The 23,463-nt window shown below is 41.0% G+C and carries 19 protein-coding genes, 3 tRNA genes and 1 pseudogene; 20 read left to right on the top strand and 3 right to left on the bottom strand.

Annotated features, from left to right (window positions below):
- Position 1 precedes the first annotated feature (1 nt).
- The 3 genes from pyk to BUB71_RS06975 all read left to right on the top strand — a co-directional run bounded on the left by pyk (position 2) and on the right by BUB71_RS06975 (position 3,930).
- Positions 2-1,756, top strand: a complete 1,755-nt coding sequence (gene pyk, locus BUB71_RS06985) for a pyruvate kinase (protein ID WP_073154131.1) — start codon at positions 2-4, stop codon at positions 1,754-1,756.
- A gap of 507 nt (positions 1,757-2,263) precedes the next feature.
- A complete protein-coding gene (gene tnpB, locus BUB71_RS06980; protein WP_073154130.1) occupies positions 2,264-3,367 on the top strand; it encodes an IS200/IS605 family element RNA-guided endonuclease TnpB in 1,104 nt (367 codons plus the stop codon).
- A 146-nt stretch (positions 3,368-3,513) separates the two neighbouring features.
- Positions 3,514-3,930 (top strand): acyl-CoA thioesterase, encoded by a 417-nt coding sequence (locus BUB71_RS06975; RefSeq protein ID WP_073154129.1) that lies wholly within the window; start codon positions 3,514-3,516, stop codon positions 3,928-3,930.
- 102 nt (positions 3,931-4,032) lie between these two features.
- Here the strand turns inward: BUB71_RS06975 and ytvI are convergent, their stop codons facing one another.
- A complete protein-coding gene (gene ytvI, locus BUB71_RS06970; protein ID WP_084731227.1) occupies positions 4,033-5,175 on the bottom strand; it encodes a sporulation integral membrane protein YtvI in 1,143 nt (380 codons plus the stop codon).
- 333 nt (positions 5,176-5,508) lie between these two features.
- Here ytvI and BUB71_RS06965 point away from each other — a divergent pair, with 333 nt between their 5' ends.
- From BUB71_RS06965 to BUB71_RS06890, 16 genes are all read left to right on the top strand, one after another.
- Complete coding sequence (locus BUB71_RS06965; protein ID WP_073154128.1) at positions 5,509-6,624, top strand: citrate synthase; 1,116 nt, start codon at positions 5,509-5,511, stop codon at positions 6,622-6,624.
- Positions 6,625-6,649: 25 nt separating this feature from the next.
- Positions 6,650-7,948, top strand: coding sequence for an NADP-dependent isocitrate dehydrogenase (icd, locus tag BUB71_RS06960; RefSeq protein WP_175552308.1), 1,299 nt, complete (start codon positions 6,650-6,652; stop codon positions 7,946-7,948).
- A gap of 53 nt (positions 7,949-8,001) precedes the next feature.
- A complete protein-coding gene (gene mdh, locus BUB71_RS06955) occupies positions 8,002-8,943 on the top strand; it encodes a malate dehydrogenase (protein WP_073154127.1) in 942 nt (313 codons plus the stop codon).
- 552 nt (positions 8,944-9,495) lie between these two features.
- Positions 9,496-10,218, top strand: coding sequence for a winged helix-turn-helix domain-containing protein (locus tag BUB71_RS06950; RefSeq protein ID WP_073154126.1), 723 nt, complete (start codon positions 9,496-9,498; stop codon positions 10,216-10,218).
- Positions 10,215-11,897, top strand: a complete 1,683-nt coding sequence (pnpS, locus tag BUB71_RS06945) for a two-component system histidine kinase PnpS (RefSeq protein ID WP_073154125.1) — start codon at positions 10,215-10,217, stop codon at positions 11,895-11,897. Before BUB71_RS06950 ends, pnpS begins: the two co-directional genes overlap by 4 nt.
- Before the next feature lie 64 nt (positions 11,898-11,961).
- Positions 11,962-14,625, top strand: coding sequence for a DNA polymerase I (polA, locus tag BUB71_RS06940; protein WP_073154124.1), 2,664 nt, complete (start codon positions 11,962-11,964; stop codon positions 14,623-14,625).
- A gap of 36 nt (positions 14,626-14,661) precedes the next feature.
- Positions 14,662-15,504, top strand: a complete 843-nt coding sequence (mutM, locus tag BUB71_RS06935) for a DNA-formamidopyrimidine glycosylase (RefSeq protein WP_073154123.1) — start codon at positions 14,662-14,664, stop codon at positions 15,502-15,504.
- Positions 15,505-15,625: 121 nt separating this feature from the next.
- The gene (gene ytaF / locus BUB71_RS06930; protein WP_073154122.1) at positions 15,626-16,231 is read left to right on the top strand and encodes a sporulation membrane protein YtaF; all 606 of its coding nucleotides are present in this window, start codon (positions 15,626-15,628) and stop codon (positions 16,229-16,231) included.
- Positions 16,232-16,265: 34 nt separating this feature from the next.
- A complete protein-coding gene (coaE, locus tag BUB71_RS06925; RefSeq protein ID WP_073154121.1) occupies positions 16,266-16,868 on the top strand; it encodes a dephospho-CoA kinase in 603 nt (200 codons plus the stop codon).
- A complete protein-coding gene (locus BUB71_RS06920) occupies positions 16,838-17,455 on the top strand; it encodes a lytic transglycosylase domain-containing protein (RefSeq protein ID WP_073154120.1) in 618 nt (205 codons plus the stop codon). Before coaE ends, BUB71_RS06920 begins: the two co-directional genes overlap by 31 nt.
- A 109-nt stretch (positions 17,456-17,564) precedes the next feature.
- On the top strand, positions 17,565-18,599 hold the full coding sequence (locus BUB71_RS06915) for a glyceraldehyde-3-phosphate dehydrogenase (RefSeq protein ID WP_073154119.1): 1,035 nt from the start codon (positions 17,565-17,567) through the stop codon (positions 18,597-18,599).
- Between the two features lie 416 nt (positions 18,600-19,015).
- A complete protein-coding gene (gene nrdR / locus BUB71_RS06910) occupies positions 19,016-19,495 on the top strand; it encodes a transcriptional regulator NrdR (RefSeq protein ID WP_073154118.1) in 480 nt (159 codons plus the stop codon).
- 110 nt (positions 19,496-19,605) lie between these two features.
- On the top strand, positions 19,606-21,027 hold the full coding sequence (locus BUB71_RS06905; RefSeq protein WP_073154117.1) for a DnaD domain protein: 1,422 nt from the start codon (positions 19,606-19,608) through the stop codon (positions 21,025-21,027).
- A gap of 71 nt (positions 21,028-21,098) precedes the next feature.
- Positions 21,099-21,174, top strand: a tRNA-Phe gene (locus BUB71_RS06900).
- A 10-nt stretch (positions 21,175-21,184) separates the two neighbouring features.
- A tRNA-Gly gene (locus BUB71_RS06895) sits at positions 21,185-21,259 on the top strand.
- A gap of 10 nt (positions 21,260-21,269) precedes the next feature.
- Positions 21,270-21,358: transfer RNA gene (locus BUB71_RS06890), tRNA-Leu, on the top strand.
- A 237-nt stretch (positions 21,359-21,595) separates the two neighbouring features.
- Here BUB71_RS06890 and BUB71_RS20300 read toward each other — a convergent pair.
- Positions 21,596-21,721: pseudogene (locus BUB71_RS20300) on the bottom strand (site-specific integrase); the annotation flags it as partial.
- Between the two features lie 93 nt (positions 21,722-21,814).
- Here BUB71_RS20300 and BUB71_RS06880 point away from each other — a divergent pair.
- Entirely contained in the window at positions 21,815-22,489 is a 675-nt protein-coding gene (locus tag BUB71_RS06880; protein WP_073154116.1) for a cytidylate kinase family protein, read from the top strand.
- 611 nt (positions 22,490-23,100) lie between these two features.
- On the opposite strand, the gene BUB71_RS19490 is transcribed toward BUB71_RS06880, so the two are convergent.
- Positions 23,101-23,463, bottom strand: a 363-nt coding sequence (locus BUB71_RS19490; protein ID WP_175552307.1) for a hypothetical protein, incomplete at its 5' end; no start/stop codon positions are given.

Raw genomic sequence — 23,463 nt, 5'->3', positions numbered from 1 at the left:
GATGTTACGCAAAACAAAAATTGTATGTACGATTGGGCCAGCAAGTGAGAGTGTTGATGTATTACAGGAAATGATTTCACGGGGCATGAATGTTGCTAGGCTTAATTTTTCGCATGGTTCTCATGATGAACACGCATTACGCATTCAAAGGATTCGACAGGCAGCCGATGATGCAGGAAGTGTTGTCGCTATTTTATTAGATACAAAAGGCCCAGAGATTAGAACTGGGGAATTATCTTTGCCTGAGGTCTCCCTAGAAGTGGGGGCATCTTTTATATTGACAACAAAACCGGTGGCTGGAGATCAAGAGCGAGTTTCTATCAGCTATTCACAACTTCCAAAAGAAGTAAAAATAGGTGGAACGATCTTAATTGACGATGGATTGATCGGGCTTACTGTGGAAAAGAAAACAGAGACAGATATTTATTGTCGTGTGCAAAATGGAGGTCTTTTAAAGAGTCGAAAGGGGGTCAACGTCCCTGGTGTACGCATTCAGTTACCCGGAATTACTGAGAAAGATGAGGCTGACATTCGATTTGGAATCAAACAGAATGTTGATTTTATTGCCGCTTCTTTTGTGCGAAAAGCAGAAGATGTATTAGAAATTCGCAGGATTTTAGAGGAACAAGGTTCTGATGCGCAGATTATCGCCAAAATCGAGAACCAGGAAGGGATTGAAAATATAGATTCCATTTTGCAGGTGGCAGATGGAATTATGGTTGCTCGTGGAGATATGGGCGTTGAAATTCCTGTGGAAGAGGTTCCCATTGTTCAAAAAGAGATCATACGCAAATGCAATCAAGTTGGGAAACCTGTCATTACAGCGACCCAGATGCTTGACTCAATGCAGCGAAACCCTCGCCCAACTCGGGCAGAAGCAAGCGATGTGGCAAATGCTATATTTGATGGAACAGATGCCATTATGCTCTCTGGCGAAACAGCAGCTGGCAGATATCCACTCGAAACAGTAAGTACAATGGCTTCAATCGCTCGTCGAACAGAAACTGAACTTGATTATGACGAATTATTTCGAGTGCGCGCTCGTGAGATTGATTTGGGGATTACTGATTCAATTTCTCAAGCTGTGGTGTCGACTGCACAAGGGCTTGACTGTTCAGCTATTATCACCCCAACTGTAAGTGGCCGAACGGCAAGTCGAGTCTCAAAATATCGCCCTCGGGCTCCAATCATTGCAACAACAACAGAGCCATCCATTTTGCGTAAACTAAACTTGATCTGGGGAGTCTATCCAGTTGTAAGTGAATTTGCGAGCTCAACTGATGAAATGTTTCAGCAAGCAATTAATAGCGTTTTAGCATCTGGTATGGTTGCGCAAGGTGAACTGGTCATTTTAACGGCTGGGGTACCAGTAGGAAAACCAGGGAATACAAATCTTATGAAAGTACATGTTATTGGAGGAGTATTGGCGCATGGTCAAGGGGTTGGTAAACAGATCATTACGGGAACAGTCGTCTACGGGTTAACGGCTGAAGAAATCAACCAAAAAATGTTTGATGGAGCGATCATCGTCACTAGAGGCACTGATAAAGAGATGATCTCATCCATTTCTCGCGCTTCCGCGGTCATTACAGAAGAAGGTGGGCTTACATCGCATGCTGCTGTGGTAGGTGTAAGTCTTGGTATTCCGGTTGTTGTAGGAGTGAAGAGAGCCACAGAGTTAATTACTGATCAGATGGAAATAACAGTCGATACCAAAAGAGGACATGTTTATTCAGGTAGAGCGAATGTGATCTAGCATGTCTGTACACTTATAAGCCTTTAAAAGATAAAAAAGCTCGTGATGCTTCACGAGCTTTTATCCAGTCAAGGGTAAACGTAATTTTAAGCGTGGTGGGTAAATCCACCAACGCAGCTTTTTGCGGCGTTGTTTGCGTTTTCGACGACTCATCATAAGCCCCCCTTTCGCTAATTGGCTGGTGAAATTGGTTTCACAAAGCAACATTTACCAAGTCGTTTCATGATTATTACTAACATTGTATCCCGTTTTGGCTCATTTGGCTATTCTCATTATGTGAGAGATCGCCCAAATATATGTATCCTCTGAAGTCAAGCTCTGTTTTATGAATTAGCCGAGAACACTCGTGATTTTAATCATGAGATGAATCGACTTCGGACAAGGCGTGTCTTTTGACACGTCAATTGTCCGGTTATCCTATTAATTGAGGTGGATCACATGGCAGAAGTCAAACACGGTAGAGGATATGTGTACGCTATATCCAATACCATAGTGAGGTGAAAAGCAATGTTCGTAAATAAAGCGTACAAATTCCGTATCTACCCAAGCAAAGAACAGGAAATCCTCATCGCTAAAACGATTGGATGCAGTCGATTTGTATTTAACCACTTCTTAGCGAAGTGGGATGAAACATACAAAGAAACAGGTAAAGGATTATCATACGGAGTATGTTCTGCCGAACTGCCGAATCTAAAAAAAGAATTACCATGGCTTAAAGAAGTAGACAGCATTGCCATTCAGTCGTCAGTAAAAAACCTTGCTGATGCGTACGCACGATTTTTCAAGAAACAAAACGATGCACCACGCTTCAAGTCAAAAAGGAACAAAGTGCAATCCTATACAACAAAACATACAAACGGAAATATAGCGATTGACGGAAACAAAATCAAACTTCCTAAACTTGGGCTGATTCGTTTTGCGAAATCAAGAGAAGTAGAAGGTCGCATTCTGTCTGCGACCATTAGGCGCAATCCTTCTGGCAAATACTTTGTTTCGTTGTTAATAGAGACAAACGTACAACCATTGCCAGAAACAAACAAAGAAGTCGGCATTGACCTTGGACTGAAAGATTTTGCGATTCTCTCGAATGGAGAAGTGTTCGAGAATCCGAAATTCCTACGGAATATGGAACAAAAACTCATTCGTGAACAACGCATTCTTTCCAGACGTGTCAAAGGTTCTGCAAACTGGAATAAACAACGAATGAAGGTTGCACGAATCCATGAACGTATGACAAATGCCCGAACAGACTACTTGCAAAAAATTTCAACGCATCTTGTCAATAACCACGACATGATTGCAATTGAAGACTTGCAAGTGTCTAACATGATGAAGAATCACAAACTTGCCAAAGCGATTAGTGAAGTGTCATGGTATCAATTCAGAACGATGCTTGAATATAAAGCAAAGTGGTATGGGCGTACTGTTGTTGCCGTAGGCAAAACCTTTGCTTCTTCTCAGCTTTGTTCGTGTTGTGGATATCAAAACAAGGATGTCAAAAACCTGAACTTGCGACAATGGAAGTGTCCTTCTTGCCATAGTGAATGGGATCGGGATGTAAACGCAAGTTTGAATATTCTTGCTGAAGGCAAAAGACTACGATCTGCATAATCGCAGGAACCGCAGGGACTGCGGGGATAGCTTGGTCGTATATCCTGTACGAATTCTGCTCAGTAGAGCGGACTACCCAAGAATCTCGTGGCTTTAGCCATGAGAGGTTCAATCTATATGTTAAACGGAAGAAGGAAGGAAATTTGATGTCAGAATCAATTATTCGAGTACGCTATCAAGAAACAGATCAAATGGGTGTTGTATACCATGCCAACTATCTTACTTGGTTTGAAATTGGACGAACAGACTATATCCGCCAACGAGGGTTTACTTATCAGCGTTTAGAACATAAGGGAGTATTGTTACCTGTTGTTGAGGTCGAAGCAAGATATTTGGCACCCGCACGTTATGATGATGAAGTCGTCATTGTGACAGGACTAGAAGAACTTTTGGGGAGTAAAATTGTTTTTACATATCAAGTAAAACACAAAGAGACAGAAAAACTGTTAGTGAAAGGTCGCAGTAAACATCTTTGGACAGATCAAAACTTAAAGAGAATCAATCTAGCGCGGCAATTTCCTGAGGTGTTCCAACTTCTTCAGTCTTATAAAGAGAAGTCGTAGCATTGGAATAGAAGAAGGGACAGTGGAGTCAAATTGAGCCATAAAGAAGCAGATGAAGAAGCTTTTTCGCTTATCTGCGAATCATTGCTCCTTCATCTCTACTCACTCAACTCTTTCTTTAATCGGATCTCCTTTAATAAAAAGCCAAGTGTCACGAAATATGTGTGCCCGATGTAAAGCGAGTAGAATCACGACAACGATTGGACCGACAATGATGCCTAGGAAACCAATCAGTTGCAGCCCAATAAAGATTGCAATTAGCGTTAACAATGGGTTTAAGCCAACTGTGCTAGCGAGTAAACGAGGCTCTAACACTTGTCTTACGACGAGTGTAATTCCATAGATGATACTAAGTCCAATCCCCAAGTGAATGTCACCTGTGATAAAGGAATAGATCAACCAAGGGATTAGGACAGCCCCGACGCCCAGATAGGGAAGCAGGTCAACCAATCCGATTAACAGGGCAATCGTTAAAGCATATGGGACTTTCATCACGAGTAAACCGATAAGCACGATCAGGGCTGTAATCGTAATCAGTATCATCTGCGCCCGAATAAAGCCAACCAATGCCTTTTTGATATCTGTTAAAACGATGCCACCTGTTGTATGGACACGTTTTGGAATGAGTGAGATTAATCCCCGTTTCAGTTGAGGGAAATCAAGCGAAATAAATAGTGTCGCTAAAACGATGAAAACGAGTACTGTTAAGAAGAAAGGTAAATCGCTTAATAAATTGCCTAGCCAGGCGAGAAAATCGGTAATGAGCTGTGTCCCTTTGTTTGCAATTACGCCGATATTTTCACTTAAACTATCTGCAATTTTTTGTTGATGTTGTGGGTTTTTCTTTAGGTAATTTTGCAGTGTGTCTATAATCCGCTTGATCTGTGTATCATCTTTTGTAAAAGCATCAATGAAGAAATTTTGTACATTTTTAAATGCATTTGGAAGAAATTCAGCTAAATTGGTTAACTCGATCACAATTTCTGCAATAACAAAAATTAACAGGCTAAAAATAAGTGCCAGTAGTAAGATTAGAATGATTGCTACACTAAGTCCACGAGGAATTCTTGCTTTTTTCTCTAGAAATTTGATAATGGGTTCAATCAACATTGAAATCATTAAACCAATTACAAATGGATAGATCAGTGGCAGGGCAAAGCCAATCAAATAATATGCCAGATAGAGAATTGCAACAACAATTAGCGCACGAACGGTTACTCCCATCCAGTTACTTTTAAAAGTCAAATCGAAAGTCCTCCTTCAACTTGATGGAACAAAATTATTATAACACTTCTTTGTTAAAAGAAGTTGAGATGTCACCTCTGAGAAATTGTGATAATATGATAAAAGATAGGCAATTGGGCATGACTAACCGAACATTGTTATGATCGTTGGACTATGCATAGCAACTAAAGACATAAGATAGTAACAATTTAAATTTTGTGCATGATCGAACAAACAAAAATGATGCAAGTTATTGCCTCCTCCTGTTAAAAATAGAATAGGGTAAAGGTATCGATTTTCATACATGATTAGTCAAAATGCCCACATTATCAGCAATGAAAGGAAGCGAACAGTATGTCCACGGGAAAAGGTTTGGAAGGTATTGTAGCGGTTGAGTCTGAGATCAGCTCTATTATTGATGGAGTGTTGACCTATCGTGGCTACCAAATTGATGAACTTGCAGAGCAGTCTACTTTCGAGGAAGTGGCCTATCTACTTTGGAATGGAAAGCTGCCTAATGAGTCGCAATTGGCAGAGCTAAAAGAATTATTGGATCAACATGCTCCGATTACGCCTACATTATTGAAGCAATTAGAAGAATATCCAAAAGATGCTCATCCGATGGCAGTATTACGCACCATTGTTTCTGCATTATCGATGTATGATCCAGATGCCGAACAGCAGACGTTAGCACATAACCGTGAAACAGCGATTAAACTGACTGCGCAGATTCCTACGATCATCACTGCGTTGGCCCGTTTGCGAGCAGGAAAAGAACCCGTTGCTCCAAAAGCAGGATTAGGATTTGCAGCTAATTTTCTCTATATGTTAAATGGGGAAGAGCCAACGTTTGTTGCTGCTCATGCTTTAGATAAAGCGTTGATTCTCCACGCCGATCATGAGTTAAATGCCTCTACTTTTGCTGCTCGGGTAACGACTGGTACACTCTCCGATATGTACTCAGCGATTACGACGGCCATTGGTACTTTAAAAGGACCGTTGCACGGTGGTGCAAATGAACAAGTGATGGCGACATTACGAGAAATTGGAAATTTAGATAAAATCGATGCTTATATTGAAAATAAGTTAGCTAATAAAGAAAAAATTATGGGCTTTGGTCATCGTGTATATAAGAATGGCGATCCACGTGCAAAACATCTTCGCGAAATGTCCAGACAGTTAGCAGCCCAAATAGGGGATACCTTATATTACGATATGTCGACAAGAATTGAAGAGTTGGTTACTCAAAAGAAAGGCTTAAAGCCGAATGTAGATTTCTATTCAGCATCTGTATATAATTACCTGGGTATATCTGGAGATTTATTTACACCAATCTTTGCAATGAGTCGTGTTGTTGGATGGACAGCACATGTCTTAGAACAACTAGAGCACAATCGTTTAATCCGACCACGCGCTGAATATATTGGCCCAATGGGGCGTAGATATGAAGCGATTGAACATCGCCGATAAGGAAAAGAGAAATGAGGGATGATTTGTGACAAAAACTTCGCATGTAACGATACCATCTACTGGAGAGAAAATTACAATTCAAGATGGGAAGTTACAAGTACCCAATCAACCATTAATTCCATTTATTGAAGGAGATGGGATTGGCCCTGATATTTGGGCAGCAGCCAAACGGGTACTAGATGCCGCAGTGGAAAAAGCATATGCTGGTGAGAAAAAGATCGCTTGGTTTGAAGTCTTTGCTGGTGAAAAAGCATATAATCAACAAGGAGAATGGCTACCTAATGAAACTTTGGAATTGATTCGTGAATATCTTGTCGCGATCAAAGGCCCCTTGACAACACCGATTGGCGGAGGAATTCGTTCGCTCAATGTTGCATTACGCCAAGAATTAGATTTATATGTCTGTCTCCGCCCTGTTCGTCATTTTGCTGGTGTTCCTTCTCCTGTAAAACGTCCGGAAGATGTGGATATGGTGATTTTCCGTGAAAACTCTGAGGATATCTATGCTGGAATCGAATGGGAATCAGGATCAGTTGAGGCGCAAAAGGTGATTCAATTCTTCCAAAACGAGATGGGAGTCAAGAAAATTCGTTTCCCTGATACTTCAGGTATTGGTGTGAAACCTGTTTCAAGAGAAGGTACAGAGCGTTTAGTCAGATCAGCGATCGACTATGCTTTGGAGCATAAACGGAAAAGTGTAACACTGGTACATAAAGGCAATATCATGAAATTTACCGAAGGCTCATTTAAAAACTGGGGTTACGAAGTAGCAGATCGGGAATATGCAGATCAAGTCTTTACTTGGGCTGAATTTGATCGAATCAAGGCAGAAAAAGGTACAGAGGCAGCCAATCAAGCGCAAAATGAGGCTGTTGCAGCAGGTAAAATCATTGTAAAAGATGTGATTGCCGATGCATTTTTACAGCAGATTCTCACAAGACCTGCTGAATATGATGTCATCGCAACATTAAATCTAAACGGTGACTATATCTCAGATGCATTAGCTGCCCAAGTAGGCGGGATCGGAATCGCTCCTGGCGCTAACATTAACTATTTAACAGGACATGCTATCTTTGAGGCAACCCATGGAACAGCACCAAAATATGCTGGATTAGATAAGGTTAACCCTGGTTCTGTCATCTTATCAGGCGTTCTGATGCTAGAATATCTAGGTTGGCAAGAAGCAGCAGATCGAATTTACGCTGCATTGGAAAAAGCAATCAGTCAAAAAGTAGTGACCTATGATTTTGCTCGCTTAATGGAAGGCGCAAAAGAAGTCAAATGTTCAGCATTTGCTAATCAATTGATCCATAACCTGGAATAGTAGAGAAAACGAGAAATGAATTGAATCTTTAAGAAAAGAAAGGAAGTTTCAATATGGCGATTCAACGCAGAAAAATTTCAGTCATCGGTGGCGGGTTTACAGGAGCGACCACAGCATTTCTGCTAGCCCAGAAAGAATTAGGCGATGTTGTACTGGTTGACATCCCACAAGCTGAAAATCCTACAAAAGGAAAAGCACTTGATATGTATGAAGCAAGTCCTGTGCAAGGGTTTGATGCTAAAGTAGTGGGTACGAGCGATTATGCAGATACGGCTAATTCTGATCTTGTGATTATTACAGCAGGTTTACCTCGTAAACCAGGCATGAGCCGCGATGACTTAGTTAGCACCAATGCTAAGATTATGCGCTCCGTAACAGAGCAGATTGTGAAATACTCACCAAATACTATTATCGTTGTCTTAACTAATCCAGTGGATGCAATGACATATGAAGTTTTTCGGACTTCAGGCTTTCCAAAAGAGCGTGTTATCGGACAATCGGGTGTCTTAGATACAGCTCGCTTCCGTTCTTTTGTAGCTGAAGAGCTTAATATTTCAGTAGAAGATGTTTCTGGGTTTGTCCTTGGTGGGCATGGTGACGATATGGTGCCGTTGGTTCGTTATTCATATGCTGGTGGGATTCCACTGGAAAAATTGATCGATGCGGATCGTCTAACAGCAATTGTTGAACGGACTCGTAAGGGTGGCGGAGAGATTGTGAACTTGCTCGGAAATGGTAGTGCATACTATGCGCCCGCAGCATCGTTGGTTCAAATGGCAGAAGCCATTCTAAAAGATAAGAAGCGTATCCTTCCTTCGATTGCCTATTTAGAAGGGGAATATGGATATCAGGGCTTATACCTAGGTGTTCCAACCGTCTTAGGTGGTAGCGGTATTGAACGAGTGATCGAGCTCGATTTAACCACTGATGAGAAGGAAGCCCTAGATCGTTCCGCGAATGCTGTCAGAAATGTGATGAAAGTTTTGGCTCAGTAAACGATAAACAACGCAAGAAATGCGAGAGGGCGATCAGTCGCCCTCTCGCATTTTATTTTTTCAAACATGTAAACGAATCATATACTATTATCATATATATTACAGATTGTAGACAAAGTCTCTTGATCGGCTCGTGATCGTGGTTCCCGGCACGCTCCGACCCGGGCTTGCAAAGATGTGTGACTGCCTGCTTCCTGTCAGCTTTCGCGGTCGGGCAAAACTCGCCTCCTTCGGCATCCGCCTGCGGAGACTCGAACAGTTTGCCCGCATAGAAAATACCGCTCCAGCTGCCATTCCGCTAAGTGGCGCCCTAAATGGAGCTTTGCCGTTCACCTCTCCACTCGCTCGCTAGGTTTTTCTTCAGTCTGTAATATACTATTATCATATATATTATTACTTTTTGATGAAATCGCATGTTTCGGATCATGGATTGAAACAATCGGTCTGTCAAGGAGTGACATAGTGATTCGTCAATGTATCTCTCATTGATCATAGTCGTTTTCGATAATTGAAATATGCTATGATGGAATAAAATATAGCTAAACTCTATGCATGGAGGCTAAGACTGTGCAGAAACGGATTCTGGTAGTGGAAGATGAACCATCGATTGTGAAGTTGGTTCAATTTAACTTGGAAAAGGCAGGATATTTAGTTGAAATAGCCTATGATGGTCAGATGGGTTTAGAAGCGATTTCAAAATCATTGCCAGACTTATTAATCCTCGATCTAATGTTACCAAAAGTAGATGGCCTTGAGATTTGTCGTCGTCTGCGCCAAGAGAAGATTCATGTTCCAATACTGATCTTAACAGCAAAAACAGATGAATTTGATAAAGTATTAGGTCTTGAATTGGGAGCAGATGATTACATGACTAAGCCATTTAGCCCTCGTGAATTAACTGCAAGAGCCAAAGCAATTTTTCGCCGGATTGATGCCCTCAAGCAAAATCAAAACGAGACTGATTCCGCTCCAATCCAGATTGGTGAACTAGCAATCGATGTGGAAGGTTATGAAGTTCGTAGAGAAGGAAAAAAGCTAGAATTAACCCCAAAAGAATTTGAACTCCTTTACTACATGGCTACTCATCGTGGTAAAGTGCTTTCACGTGATCAGTTATTGAATACAGTATGGAATTATGATTTTGTCGGAGATTCTCGAATTGTTGATGTTCATGTTAGTCATTTGCGAGATAAGATTGAACGCGATTCACGTAACCCTGAATATATCAAGACGGTTCGCGGGATTGGTTATAAATTTGAAGGACCAGAATTATGAGTCATACGCTGAAATCACGGATTATCCAAATGCTCTGGGTATTAATAGGCTCGACAGTACTCGTTTCGGGTCTTTTCTTCTGGTTATTAATCCAGGAGGTTTATGATGATTTCTTGTCCGATCGATTGCTTAGAGAAGGTGAATGGATCGCTCAAAATATAGACTGGGAACAAATGAGGCAAGATCCCAACATTTGGCGTGAGCAAAGAAATCAATATAAAAAGATGTTTAAGTTTCAAGCAGAATTAACAGATGCAAAGAGCTTTCAGGCAAAGAAACCTATTGTTAAAAGTTATGATGAAAAGCTGACAGGAACTTTTCCGATCCATCGATCAGGTCAGATCGTTGGCTTTTTGAGTTTGGAGTTAAATCGTGAGCAGGCAGAAGTAGAAATGGATCGATTACGGAATTCATTGATTGGTGGAATGATCCTGATCTCTGTCTTAGCAGCTTTGGCAAGTTCAAGGGTTGCGATCCAAGTAGTTCGTCCTATAGAAGAAATGGCCCAAGTAGCCATCGATTTAACAAAGAAACGATTTTATCGGCGTGTACATGGTCGTGGCAATGATGAAGTAGGTCGGTTGGGACATGCAATCAATCGTGTTGCGCATCATTTGCAAAAGCAGATGAATGCGTTGAGACAGTCGGAACAGCGTTTGATCAGCGTGATGGAGACAATGGAAAGCGGATTATTATTAGTGGATGGGGCTGGGATGATTCGCTTTGTAAACCAGTCTTTTGAAAGAAGTTTATCGTATTCAACCGGCTCATTGATCGGTCAGTCCTATCAGGTGTTGGATCAGCCTTTTGGGCTATTCAATTTAATCGAACAGTGTATCAATCGGGAACAGAAAATTCACGATGAAGTAACTCTTTATTTACCCCAAGAGCAAATCTATGAGGTAGTGGTAACACCTATGTGGGAAGATCCACAAGGGGTTAGTGTTGTGGTCATGATTCATAACATGACCGCTGTCAGACGACTGGAGCAAATGAGAAAAGACTTTGTAGCAAATGTATCCCATGAATTAAAGACTCCGATTACCTCCATTAGAGGTTTTTCGGAGACCTTACTTGATGGGGCGATGTCGGATCAAGCAACATCTCGCGAGTTTTTACAAATCATTCATGATGAAAGCATCCGTTTACAACGATTGGTAGCGGATTTATTAGACCTTTCCCAACTGGAGTCAAAACAGATGAGCATCCATCCAGAATGGACACAGATGAAACCTTTAATCGACTCAGTTGTAAAGACGATGGAGGAGCAAGCGAAAAATAGGAAACAAAAATTGTCGGTACAGGTGGACTCTTTTTCAGCGAAGGTTGATGTCGATGGGTTTAGACAGATTTTAATTAACCTGCTGTCGAATGCTGTAGCTTATACGCCAGATGGCGGGACGATTACCGTTACTGCCAAACCAATAAATGATGGTTGGGAATTATGTGTTGCTGATTCTGGAATTGGAATTCCCAAAAAAGACTTGGATCGGATATTTGAACGTTTTTACCGAGTGAACAAAGATCGATCTCGTGAATCTGGAGGAACGGGACTTGGCCTTGCCATTGTGAAGCATTTAGTTGAATTGCATCGTGGTGATATCTATGTAGATAGTAAAGTCAGCGAAGGCAGTAAGTTTCGGATCGTGTTTCCGATGGAAGAATCTAGTGATCGGTAGTAGTTGAGACCCGTTATAGATTCAAGTAAACTGAAAGGATCGATAGAAAAGGTGTGGTTCGATTATGGGGAAATTAGTCTGTATAGATGGAAATAGTATTTTGTTTCGAGCTTTTTTTGCGTTACCACCCTTGACGAATCAACAAGGAATACATACAAATGCTGTCTATGGGTTTACGATGATGTTACTCAGAATCTTGGAAGAAGAACAGCCTTCACATATTGTAGTGGCAATGGATAAAGGAAAAATGACGTTTCGTCATGAAACTTATGCAGATTATAAAGGGAAACGTGATAAAACACCGTCTGAGTTATCTGAACAGATTCCCTATCTGCAACAAGTCTTAGATGCGTTCCAAGTTTGTTATGTAGAAGTGGATCAATATGAAGCGGATGACATTATTGGTACTTTTGTGAAAGAGGCTGAAAAACAGCAAATGAAATCTGTCGTTATCTCTGGTGATAAAGATTTACTCCAATTAGTAAGCCCCTACACACAAGTATTATTAACAAAACGTGGGGTAACCGAAGTAGAACGCTATGATGAAGAAAAGCTAGCAGAACGTTATGGATTACGCCCAGAGCAGATTATTGATTTAAAAGGGCTAATGGGTGATAGCTCTGATCATATCCCTGGTATCCCAGGTGTCGGTGAGAAAACAGCATTGAAATTATTGAAACAATATCCTTCTGTCGAAGAAGTAATCGCTCATGTAGATGAATTGCCAGGGAAAAAACTACAAGAACGAGTAACCGAACATCAAGATTTAGCGAGACTGAGCAAAGAACTGGCCACCATCTACCGACAAGTTCCGCTTTCTCGTTCCATAGATGAGCTGAAGTGCTTAGAGCCCAACTATGAAAAATTGCGTCAGATTTTTCAACAACTTGGATTTAAGACTCTTTTGGAAAAATTGGCACCCAATTCTATTGAAGAGGATCAGCATATCGAGATGCAAAATATTCCTTATCAAATTGTCACACAACTTGACCATTCTTTGGAAGATCAATTGCAGCAGCAGAAGACCTGGGCGCTACATGCAGAGCTAACGGCCGAAAACCCGCACCATGCAACCTTACTAGGGATTGCTATTTCTGATGGAGAACATCAATATTATTTCCCTGTGGATGCAATCAACTATAATCAAGTATTAAAACAGTGGATCGCAGATGACCATTCTCCAAAAATTCTCTTTGATAGCAAACAGATTGAAATTGCTCTTATGAGAGTAGATATCCAATTGAATGGGATTCAAGAAGATATTTTATTAGCTGCTTATTTGCTCAATCCGTCTGAAGGAACACAGAATCTGAGCGATGTGGTCAGTCACTACCGGCCTGATCTTTCATTACCTCAGGATGAAGCTGTTTATGGGAAGGGTGCGAAGCGAAAGCAGCTTGAGGGCGATCAGTTAGCAGCTCATCTAGCTCGAAAAACTGCTGCCCAATATGCATTAGTTGAGACACTTCAGACTGAATTAGCAGAGAAAGACTTGAGCGAACTATACCAATTAGAATTAAAGTTAGCTCGCGTGTTAGCGGAAATGGAATTTGTAGGGGTGAAGGTGGATCGCGGGGCGCTTGAGCTATTAGGAACAGAGATAAAAGAACGTGTAGATCAACTGTACAGTGAAGTAATGGAAATTGCAGGCACTACATTTAACTTGAATTCGCCAAAGCAACTAGGAGAAATTCTTTTTGATAAATTGGGATTACCCGTTATCAAACGCACGAAGACAGGGTATTCAACAAGTGCTGATGTTTTAGAAAAGTTGGCACCTCAACATGAAATTGTAGAGAAAATATTGCTCTATCGACAAGTAGTAAAACTCTATTCAACCTATATTGAAGGATTGCGCAAAGAGCTTGGAGATGATGATCGTATTCATACACAGTTCCATCAAACCATTGCTGCAACTGGTCGTTTAAGTAGCTCTGAGCCAAATTTACAAAACATCCCCATTCGTTTAGAAGAAGGTCGACGAATTCGCAAAATTTTTGTACCTTCCTCTTCCGATCAACGAATTTTAGCAGCCGACTATTCACAGGTAGAGTTGCGGGTATTGGCACAGTTGTCAAAAGATCCAACCTTGCTCCGCGCATTTCAAGAAAATCGAGATATTCATACACAGACAGCAATGGATATCTTTTCTGTAACAGAAGATCAAGTCACTTCATTAATGCGTAGACAAGCAAAGGCAGTCAATTTTGGTATTATCTATGGAATTAGCGATTATGGTTTGTCTCAGAATTTAAACATTTCTCGTAAAGAGGCTCAACAAATCATTGATCGATACTTTGAAACTTATCCACAGGTAAAGGAATATATGGATAATATCATTGAACAGGCGCGCAAGGATGGCTATGTTACCACTCATTTAGGTCGACGTCGTTATTTGCCGGATATTCATGCACGCAATTATAATCTGCGTAGCTTTGCGGAACGGACTGCTATGAACACCCCAATCCAAGGAACTGCTGCCGATGTGATCAAAGCGGCTATGCTCGCTGTGCATCAACAAATGCAAAAAGAGAAGCTTTCGAGTCGGATGCTGCTGCAAGTTCATGATGAGTTAATCTTTGAAGTACCTGAGCAAGAACTATCACGGATGAAAGAATTGCTCTGTGAAAAAATGGAAAAGCCATTTGAAACGTTTGGAATGGAGGACTTTTCCATTCGATTACATGTTGATATCTCCGATGGCGCCAATTGGTATGAGGCGAAGTAATCCTTTTGGATCACTTAATAGATGGGAGGTGAATAAATGCCTGAGTTACCTGAGGTAGAAACTGTTCGTCGTACATTAGAAAAGCTGATTGTTGGACGAACAATCTCTGATGTAACAGTTCGTTTACCACGAATCGTACGTCAGCCATCTATTGATTTATTTGCCAAAAATTTAATGGGCAAAACGATCAGCCGTGTAGATCGGAGAGGGAAATTCCTTAAATTGTTTTGTGAGCCTTGGGTTTTGATTTCTCATTTGCGGATGGAAGGGAAATATCGAGTTGTCAAACAGGGAGAACCATTAGATCGCCATGCTCATATTCTTTTTCATTTTGACGATGGTGAAGAACTTCGCTATTATGATGTGCGTCAATTTGGGACAATGGATTTAATACCTGCTGGACAAGAAAATCAACTCGCTCCTTTAGATAAATTGGGAATCGAGCCATTTGATCCAGGTTTTACTCTTGATTGGTTTGCGAAGCAGATGAGTCAAAAAAGAACGCGTTGTAAATCTTTATTATTAAATCAGGAATTTATCGTAGGGCTTGGCAATATTTATGTGGACGAAGCATTATTCTCCGCAGGGATTCATCCAGAGCGTCAAGCTGCATCGCTAACTCTCGATGAGTTAAAGAGATTGTATCAATCGATCATCCAAACATTATCAAGCGCATTAGAGGCAGGTGGCTCCTCTGTTCGTTCCTATGTAAACGGTGCAGGTGAAATGGGTCACTTCCAAGTAAATTTGCAAGTTTATGGACGAAAAGGAGAGCCCTGCAAACGCTGTGGTCATTCGATTGAGCGCAAGGTTGTGGCTGGCAGAGGCACACATATTTGCCCTAAATGTCAGCAGATCCTTGCTCCTTCTGTTAAATAGCGAATTTTATCATATGTCTTTTATCGCTAACTATTCTTTTGCATGATGGCAATTCTGATCAATGTCATTTTCACTACCTCTTTCATAGGATGATATATCTTCTATGGGGGAGTGTACTCGCATGATGCATAGCTTGTTGTTAGCAATTGCCGTCAGTCTAGACAGTTTAAGTGCGGGATGTAGTTATGGGATGAGAAACATTCGGATTCCATTCTTATCTAAATTGATCATTGCCTTTTGTTCTGGATGTGTCATCTTTTTAGCAATGTCAATCGGTAACCAATTGAAACAGTTGTTTCCGATTGTTATGATGCAAGTAATTGGAATGGTTATTTTGATCAGCCTTGGATGTATAGCGATCTATCAGGGGATCTGTAATACAGGTGATCAAGAAAATACAGAAAAGGAAGAGACATGGAATCCGTTTACAATCCTTCGAAAGCCGACGATAGCAGATGTAGACCGTTCAGGCTCGATATCTAGTTGGGAAGCCATTCTACTTGGCTTTGCTCTCGCTCTTGACGCGTTTGGTGTAGGGTTAGGGGCAGCGATGCTTGATTTCCCTGTTTTATGGTTATCATTTTGTATTACCATAACCGCAGGGCTATTTTTGCATCTAGGAATGATATTAGGTTTTCGGTTGATGACCCAGGGCAGGTGGGGACGCTACCTTTCATGTATACCAGGTGTATTACTTATTTTACTTGGACTCAGTCGACTCTGGTAATAATGGAGATGTGATCAGATTTGGAGGGTTTGCATTGGTCGTTGGATTAACAGGTGGAATCGCAACTGGTAAAACAACTGTTTCAAACTTATTTAAACAATATGGCGCTTATATCGTCGATGCAGATCTGATAGCTCGTGAAGTGGTTGAGCCCGGAAGGCCAGGGAATCAACGCGTTCAAGAACAGTTTGGTAAAGCATTTTTCTTTGATGATGGATCACTCAATCGAAAAGCGATGGGGCAAAAAATCTTTCAAGATCAAATTCTTCGTAAAAAATTAGAGCAAATCTTGCATCCATTAATTCGTGCTGAGATGAAAAGGCAGACAGCGCAATATCAAAAAAAGGATCAACATGGGCTGATTATTTGGGATGTCCCATTACTTTTCGAATCGAGTTTGACGCACTTAGTAGAAAAGGTTATTGTGGTATATGTACCAAGAGAAGTACAACTATTTCGATTGATGGAGCGTGATCAACTATCACGTGAAGAAGCGGAGCGTCGAATTGATGCACAACTTTCTATTGAGACGAAACGAATGCGTGCAGATTTTGTTATCGACAATCAAGGTTCATATCAAAATACAGAAAGACAGGTTGAACAACTATGGAAGTCTCTAAGTTTAAGAAATGGGTGAAACCAGCCATAGTTGCACTTCCATCTAAGAAAGCATTGCTGATTACAGGAATTTTATGCTTAATTTTTATTTTCGTAGCAATGCCCTTATTTAACCGGTTGATTTACCCGTTAGAGTATGAAGAGTATGTCATTGATAGCGCGAAGTCAACACATGTTGATCCTTATCTCATCATTGCCATCATTCGTACAGAAACAAAGTTTGATCCCAATCGCAATTCACGAGTTGGGGCGCAAGGATTGATGCAATTAATGCCTTATACGGTGGATGAGATCATTCAACAAGGAAATTTTTCACCAGCTTTTCGTGACTATGTCAATGATCCAGCTGTAAATATTCGGCTAGGTAGTTGGTACTTAGCTGATTTAACAAAAAAATTCAAAGGGAACAAGGTAGCTGTAATAGCTGCTTATAATGCAGGTCCAACCGCCGTGAGTCAATGGTTAAGGGAAGGCGTATGGGATGGGACAAGCAAAAATTCAAATCAAATTCCATATGGGGAAACAAGGCATTATGTAAAACGTGTAACATATTTATATCAGAAGTATCGGGATTTGTATGAAGATTTGGAAAAAGAAGTGAACTAATTATGAATCGCCTACCCTTGCGGTAGGTTTTTTTTGTGGTACAAAAGGGTTAAATGTGTTATTCTTATATTGATAATAGTATGTAACAATATAAGGGAGAGGGTTTATTATGTCACTCCGTATCGCAATTAATGGTTTTGGACGGATTGGAAGGATGGTTTTTCGTAGAGCAATGAATGATCCTTCACTTGAATTGGTTGCGATTAATGCAAGTTATCCTGCTGAAACATTAGCCCATTTATTAAAATATGATACCATCCATGGATTATTTGATGCTGAAATTACAACAACTAACCATTCATTGATTGTAAATGGAAAAGAGATACAATTGATCGCAGAACGTGATCCGTTAAATCTTCCTTGGTTAAGATATGAAATTGATGTAGTGGTGGAAGCTACCGGCAAATTCTGTGATCGTGATGGAGCTTCTAAACATTTAATTGCAGGTGCAAAAAAAGTGTTAATTACAGCTCCAGGTAAAAATGAAGATATTACTGTCGTGATGGGTGTGAATGAAAGCGATTACAATTCTGATGAACATCATATTATATCTAACGCTTCATGTACGACAAACTGCTTAGCGCCAGTTGTTCAGGTGCTACATAAAGCTTTTGGGATTGAGCAAGGATTAATGACAACCGTACATGCTTATACCAATGACCAACTAAATTTAGATAACCCACATCGTGATTTGCGTAGAGCGCGTGCGTGTGGTCAATCGATCATTCCAACAAAGACAGGTGCTGCTAAAGCTCTTGGGAAGGTAATTCCCGATTTAGCAGGTCGAGTGAATGGATTAGCATTACGCGTTCCCACACCTAATGTTTCAGTCGTTGATTTAGTCGTTGACCTGAAACAAGATACGACAGTTGAAGAGGTACATCAAAAAATAGCCAAAGCTGCTAAAGGGTCTCTCAAAGGAATTTTACAATTATGCGATGAGCCGCTTGTATCAAGTGATTTTAATGGGAACAGTCATTCCAGTATTATTGATCTCGCTTCTACCATGATGAGCGGCAAAAGACAGTTGAAATTAATTATCTGGTACGATAATGAATGGGGATATTCTTGCCGTGTGGTAGACCTATTGCACTATATGAAACAAAGTATGACCTCAAAACAACCCGAAACATTATCCATCTGATTTTACTTTTGAATGGGAGCGTGGAATTTTCTTTGCTTCAAACTGATTAAAAACCTAATGAGCGAGTGAAGTGTGATCGGCAAAGTTCCATTTCGGGCGCAACTTAGCGGAATAGCAGCTGAAGCGGCATTTTCCTTTCGGGCAAACTGTTCGAGTCTCCGCAGGCGGATGCCGGAGGAGGCGAGTTTTGCCCGTCCGCGAAAGCTGATAGAACGCGGACAGACCTACATCTTTGCAAGCCCGGGTCGGAGCGTCGCCGCGAACCACGATCACGAGCCGATCACATAACTTTGTCTCTAAGCTGGAGCATGGAACTTTCCATGCTTTTTATAATGTGTAAAAATAATGCTTTAGTCCTTTGCATAAGATGTATATAATAGCTAGTACAATCATCGAAGGGTACAGGAGGTCACACAATGAAATGCCCATATTGCGGATTCAATGGTAGCCGTGTTCTCGACTCTCGCCCTGCGCACGATGGACGAGTGATTCGTAGGCGGCGGGAGTGTGAAGAATGTACGGAACGATTTACCACTTTTGAAATGGTGGAAGAGAAACCAATTATTGTGGTGAAGAGAGATAACAGCCGAGAAGAATTTGATCAGGATAAGCTATTACGCGGAGTCTTGCGCGCCTGTGAAAAACGTCATGTACCCTTGGAACGTCTAGAAAATCTAGTCCATGATATTGAACGGGAGATACGGGAACATGGACGTACAGAAGTACCTACTGTTGAAATAGGCGAAATGGTGATCAAGCGATTGGTCGATATTGATGAAGTAGCCTATGTTCGCTTTGCTTCAGTGTATCGTCAGTTCAAGGATATCAATGTTTTTATCAAAGAACTTGAAGAGTTATTAAATCGTCCCAGAGAAGAGGAAGACGGATCAAAATGAAGAAAAAACGATCTTAATGATGATAGAATCGATTTGTCATATTGACTATAGATCGTGTAACATGGACAAACCATATGCTGATTTCGATTTTGAGGAGGCCCAAAAAGATAATGATTTGGAAGGATAGTGGCTGGCGATGCCGTTCAGTAAAACCACTGGGTCAATTAGACCTTCATGGGTTAACGCACCTTTATCAACCCCTGGTAGGGACATCAGCAATTTCATTATATATCACGCTTTATAATCAACTTTTACTATGTTGTGCTCATGTCTCAGAGCGGTATGCACATTCATATCTGATGCAGTTAACTGCTTTACGTTATGAGGAGCTGATGGAGGCTCGTTACTACTTAGAAGCAGTTGGGCTACTCAATACATATGAAATAAAGGAACAGAGCCAGATTTATTATGATTATGAGATCCTGGCACCGCTCACGGCGATTAAATTTTTCCAAAGCGATGTATTAAGCTTGGCACTCTGCCACGCTTTAGGTAAAGAACGCTTTACCCAATTAAAACAAACCTTATTACCTGGTAAGGAGACAGTGATTTCCGCTTCTTTTGAGGGGGAAGATGTGACAAAGTCATTTCAAGAGGTTTTTGGAAGCTTTTCCCCCATCGAGTTAGCAAAGGTGACTGAGGTTGATCAAGAAATGTCTTGGATGATGAAAGAGGAGAATTTGCCATATCTAGAAGGGAAAGAACCAAAAATTGAGCAAGAGGGCGATTTATCCTTTATTCGACAACGGCTATCTGGTCGAATTAGCAGTGATCAATGGACACCTGCCGTTGTAGAACAGTTAAAAGAGATTCAATTTCTCTATCGATTGGATGATTGGGGGCTGTATAAAGCCTTGCAGAATCCAGAAGTAACAAGATTTGGTGAGATACACTTTGATCGGCTGCAAAAGTATGTTCGCGATGAATATCAATTGCGTTATGGTGGGTCACCAGTTGTTCGCAAGCATCAGCAATCCTTACCTTCACTGTCCAATTCAACTGAACTCGAAAAACCTCGGTCACTACCATCTGAATCAACCATTAGTGAAGAAGAACGTCATTTTCAACAGTTAGCAGAAATGACACCGTTAGAACTTCTTTCCCACTATCAAGAAGGTTCGCGTATTCCAGATAGCGATGTTTCACTTGTCGAGTCACTTTTACGAGACTATGGACTGGCTCCAGGTGTTGTCAATGTATTATTGGAGTATGTTTTATTAAAATATGATTATCGGTTACCCAAGGCGTTAGTTGTAAAAATAGCGGGTCATTGGAAGCGATTACGCATTCAGACAGTAGCTCAAGCGTTGGAACAAGCTCGAAAAGAGGATTGGGAGGTCAAGCAAAAAACAAAGAGAGCAGCACCAAAAGGAAAGAAAGAGAAGGTTCCACAAGCACTGAGCTACCAGGTTGAACAACATACCGCTGCCACGATCCAAACAGATCCTACACCAGATGATGATTGGATGCAGATAAATCAACAACTCGCATTATGGGAAAAACAGAAACAAAAAAGAACAGGCTTACGATAAAAATAAATATAAAAAATAGCTTGTCATGATTTATAGGACATGATATAATGCTCCTTGTCGGTAATCATAGAGGTTCGGTAGCTCAGTCGGTAGAGCAGAGGACTGAAAATCCTCGTGTCGGCGGTTCGATTCCGTCCCGAACCACCATATGCCATTAGCGAACGTGGCTCAGGGGTAGAGCATCGCCTTGCCAAGGCGAGGGTCGAGGGTTCGAATCCCTTCGTTCGCTCCACTTCTATTATGCCGGGGTGGCGGAATAGGCAGACGCACAGGACTTAAAATCCTGCGGTAGGTGACTACCGTGCCGGTTCGAGCCCGGCCCTCGGCACCAAACCCAAACGTTGATTTCTCTAAATGAGAGATGGACGTTTTTTTATTTTGCTGGTCAGAGGAATTCATAGTTTTGGCAGATGCAAACGAGATTGCAAACCTTTAGCTTGTTAAAGTGCAACTTCGTTTGCATTTTGTTTTCCAAATAATAGATGATAGAATTTTCTAGCAATATCTCGTTGCATATTTGGAAGTACATGAGAATAAGTGTCCATGGTAATGTTGATGGTGGAATGACCTAACCGTTCAGAGATAATTTTTGCATGCTCCCCTTGTTGAAATAAGAGAGTCGCAGCGTATGTCTTAAATCGTGAAAGCGGACTTTTGGGATGTCTAGTTGATCTACGATCCCCTTAAAACTTTTCGAAACTCCATCAGGATCGAACGGCGTTCCATCTTCATTGCAAAATACAAGATTTGATTTTGATAAGCAGTGCTAAAACGAAGGAGGAACCAGATGAAAACGGATGATAGGTTAAAGAAAGCCTTGGCGCATGTTCTCTGGATTGGAGGATCGCCGGATTGTGGTAAAACTACAATTGCTGGGCTACTTGCAAAAAAATATGGGATACAGGTCTATCATTTTGATCAATACGAAATGGATCATATTCGACGAGCTGATCCAACCCTTCAACCTGCATTGTTCGAACTGAAAAAAATTCTTGCAACCAGCGACGAACGAGAGCAATTGGAATGGCTTTGGGTTCAACGTACCCCTGCTGAGATGACCAAAAGTGCGATCGCTAGTTGGACAGAACGTATTGAGTTCGTTGTTGAAGACTTATTGAAATTACCCAAAAACAGAATGATTATCGCTGAAGGACCCGGTTTTTTTCCAGAGGTTATTTTGCCACTTATTCAATCGCCTCATCAAGCCATCTGGATGGCGCCAAGTGAGAACTTTAAACGAGAGTCTCATAAACGCCGTAAAAAAGGCGATTTTTACGCTGACTTTTTAGATGATTTTGGAATTGCGCAACAGAAACATATAGAACGCGATTTGTTAATCTCTGGTTATTATAAGCAAACAGCTTGCGACAGATATCTTCCATTTATAGAAACAGATGGGACACAATCGGTGGATGAAATGGTGACAAAGCTCGAAGCTTATTTTAGACCATTGCTCATTTGACAGATCCACAGCAAAAAGAGCCAAAAGATCGTCCGAAACCTCCTGTTTATTAATGAGATAAGAGGAGAAATGTACTTGATATTCAAGTGGTTGCTAGACTCAGAAATGGATATCCATGATCAATTCCTGTAATCGTTGTATGATCACCGTGTGATTTCGACTCAGCAGTTTTACCAGTAAGGGAATAAACAACCCTTAATTGTTTTTGTGGATCAGGTCTGAAAACCTTTTGATGGAAAGGTGTTTGATGGCTTTTCAGTGGAGAGTGGATAAGATAGAATAAGGGTCAAGAAAGATTTCTATAATCAGAATGGTTGGATCAATTTGTAAAAAACGCGAACCTCTTGCTCCGGCCAAACTCCGAGAGGTTCGCGCTCTAGATATATCAAGGGTTTTAGCGATTATTGAGGAAATGTTTGGAGGCATTAACTGATGAAAAATGGGGTTCGCGATTTAGGGCTTCTCAACCCGGAAACCATATAGGTTGATATTGCGTGCCGTTGCATCCGGATTAAGATTGGGCAAGTGAAAGATCAATATGGGATCACTACAGTTGTCGGGAGTGAATAATAGAAAATATTCTTTGTTAATATGGTTAGATAATTGATTTTTCAGCTGCGATCTCGACCTTTACCAAATGTCCATGAGTCCTTACGAAAACGATACGCCATATTCTTTATTTTTTTAATCATTCCTGTTGGAGTTGGCGGTGTCCTCATTTGATGGGTTTCACTCTTGCTATTTCCTGATGCAATTGGTGATGTCCTCATTTGGCGGTCTCTCTGCTCTACATTAAATTGATGAAAAGTGCGTGGATCAAAGGGTAATCCAATTTTCGATAATTGTAAATCTTGGTGCATCATATACCCATCTTCTCCCGGAATAGATAACTTGGATTGACCAGGTTGACGTTGAGCAAGGGGGATACGAATGAACGTCCCTGCGGGGATTTCTGTTTCTAGTTGATTGACTTT

Origin of the sequence: Seinonella peptonophila (assembly GCF_900129355.1) — a bacterium.
Taxonomy (GTDB): Bacteria; Bacillota; Bacilli; order Thermoactinomycetales; family Thermoactinomycetaceae; genus Seinonella; species Seinonella peptonophila.
This window is presented reverse-complemented; position numbering and strand designations above follow the sequence as displayed.

Coding starts and splice junctions, on each gene's coding strand:
- BUB71_RS06975 (WP_073154129.1), top strand. CDS start 3,514: ATGTCAGAATCAATTATTCGAGTACGCTATCAAGAAACAGATCAAATG.
- BUB71_RS06965 (WP_073154128.1), top strand. CDS start 5,509: ATGTCCACGGGAAAAGGTTTGGAAGGTATTGTAGCGGTTGAGTCTGAG.
- BUB71_RS06920 (WP_073154120.1), top strand. CDS start 16,838: ATGGAAGTCTCTAAGTTTAAGAAATGGGTGAAACCAGCCATAGTTGCA.
- ytaF (WP_073154122.1), top strand. CDS start 15,626: ATGATGCATAGCTTGTTGTTAGCAATTGCCGTCAGTCTAGACAGTTTA.
- tnpB (WP_073154130.1), top strand. CDS start 2,264: ATGTTCGTAAATAAAGCGTACAAATTCCGTATCTACCCAAGCAAAGAA.
- BUB71_RS06950 (WP_073154126.1), top strand. CDS start 9,496: ATGGAGGCTAAGACTGTGCAGAAACGGATTCTGGTAGTGGAAGATGAA.
- BUB71_RS06905 (WP_073154117.1), top strand. CDS start 19,606: ATGATTTGGAAGGATAGTGGCTGGCGATGCCGTTCAGTAAAACCACTG.
- nrdR (WP_073154118.1), top strand. CDS start 19,016: ATGAAATGCCCATATTGCGGATTCAATGGTAGCCGTGTTCTCGACTCT.
- BUB71_RS06915 (WP_073154119.1), top strand. CDS start 17,565: ATGTCACTCCGTATCGCAATTAATGGTTTTGGACGGATTGGAAGGATG.
- pnpS (WP_073154125.1), top strand. CDS start 10,215: ATGAGTCATACGCTGAAATCACGGATTATCCAAATGCTCTGGGTATTA.
- polA (WP_073154124.1), top strand. CDS start 11,962: ATGGGGAAATTAGTCTGTATAGATGGAAATAGTATTTTGTTTCGAGCT.
- mdh (WP_073154127.1), top strand. CDS start 8,002: ATGGCGATTCAACGCAGAAAAATTTCAGTCATCGGTGGCGGGTTTACA.
- pyk (WP_073154131.1), top strand. CDS start 2: ATGTTACGCAAAACAAAAATTGTATGTACGATTGGGCCAGCAAGTGAG.
- BUB71_RS06880 (WP_073154116.1), top strand. CDS start 21,815: ATGAAAACGGATGATAGGTTAAAGAAAGCCTTGGCGCATGTTCTCTGG.
- mutM (WP_073154123.1), top strand. CDS start 14,662: ATGCCTGAGTTACCTGAGGTAGAAACTGTTCGTCGTACATTAGAAAAG.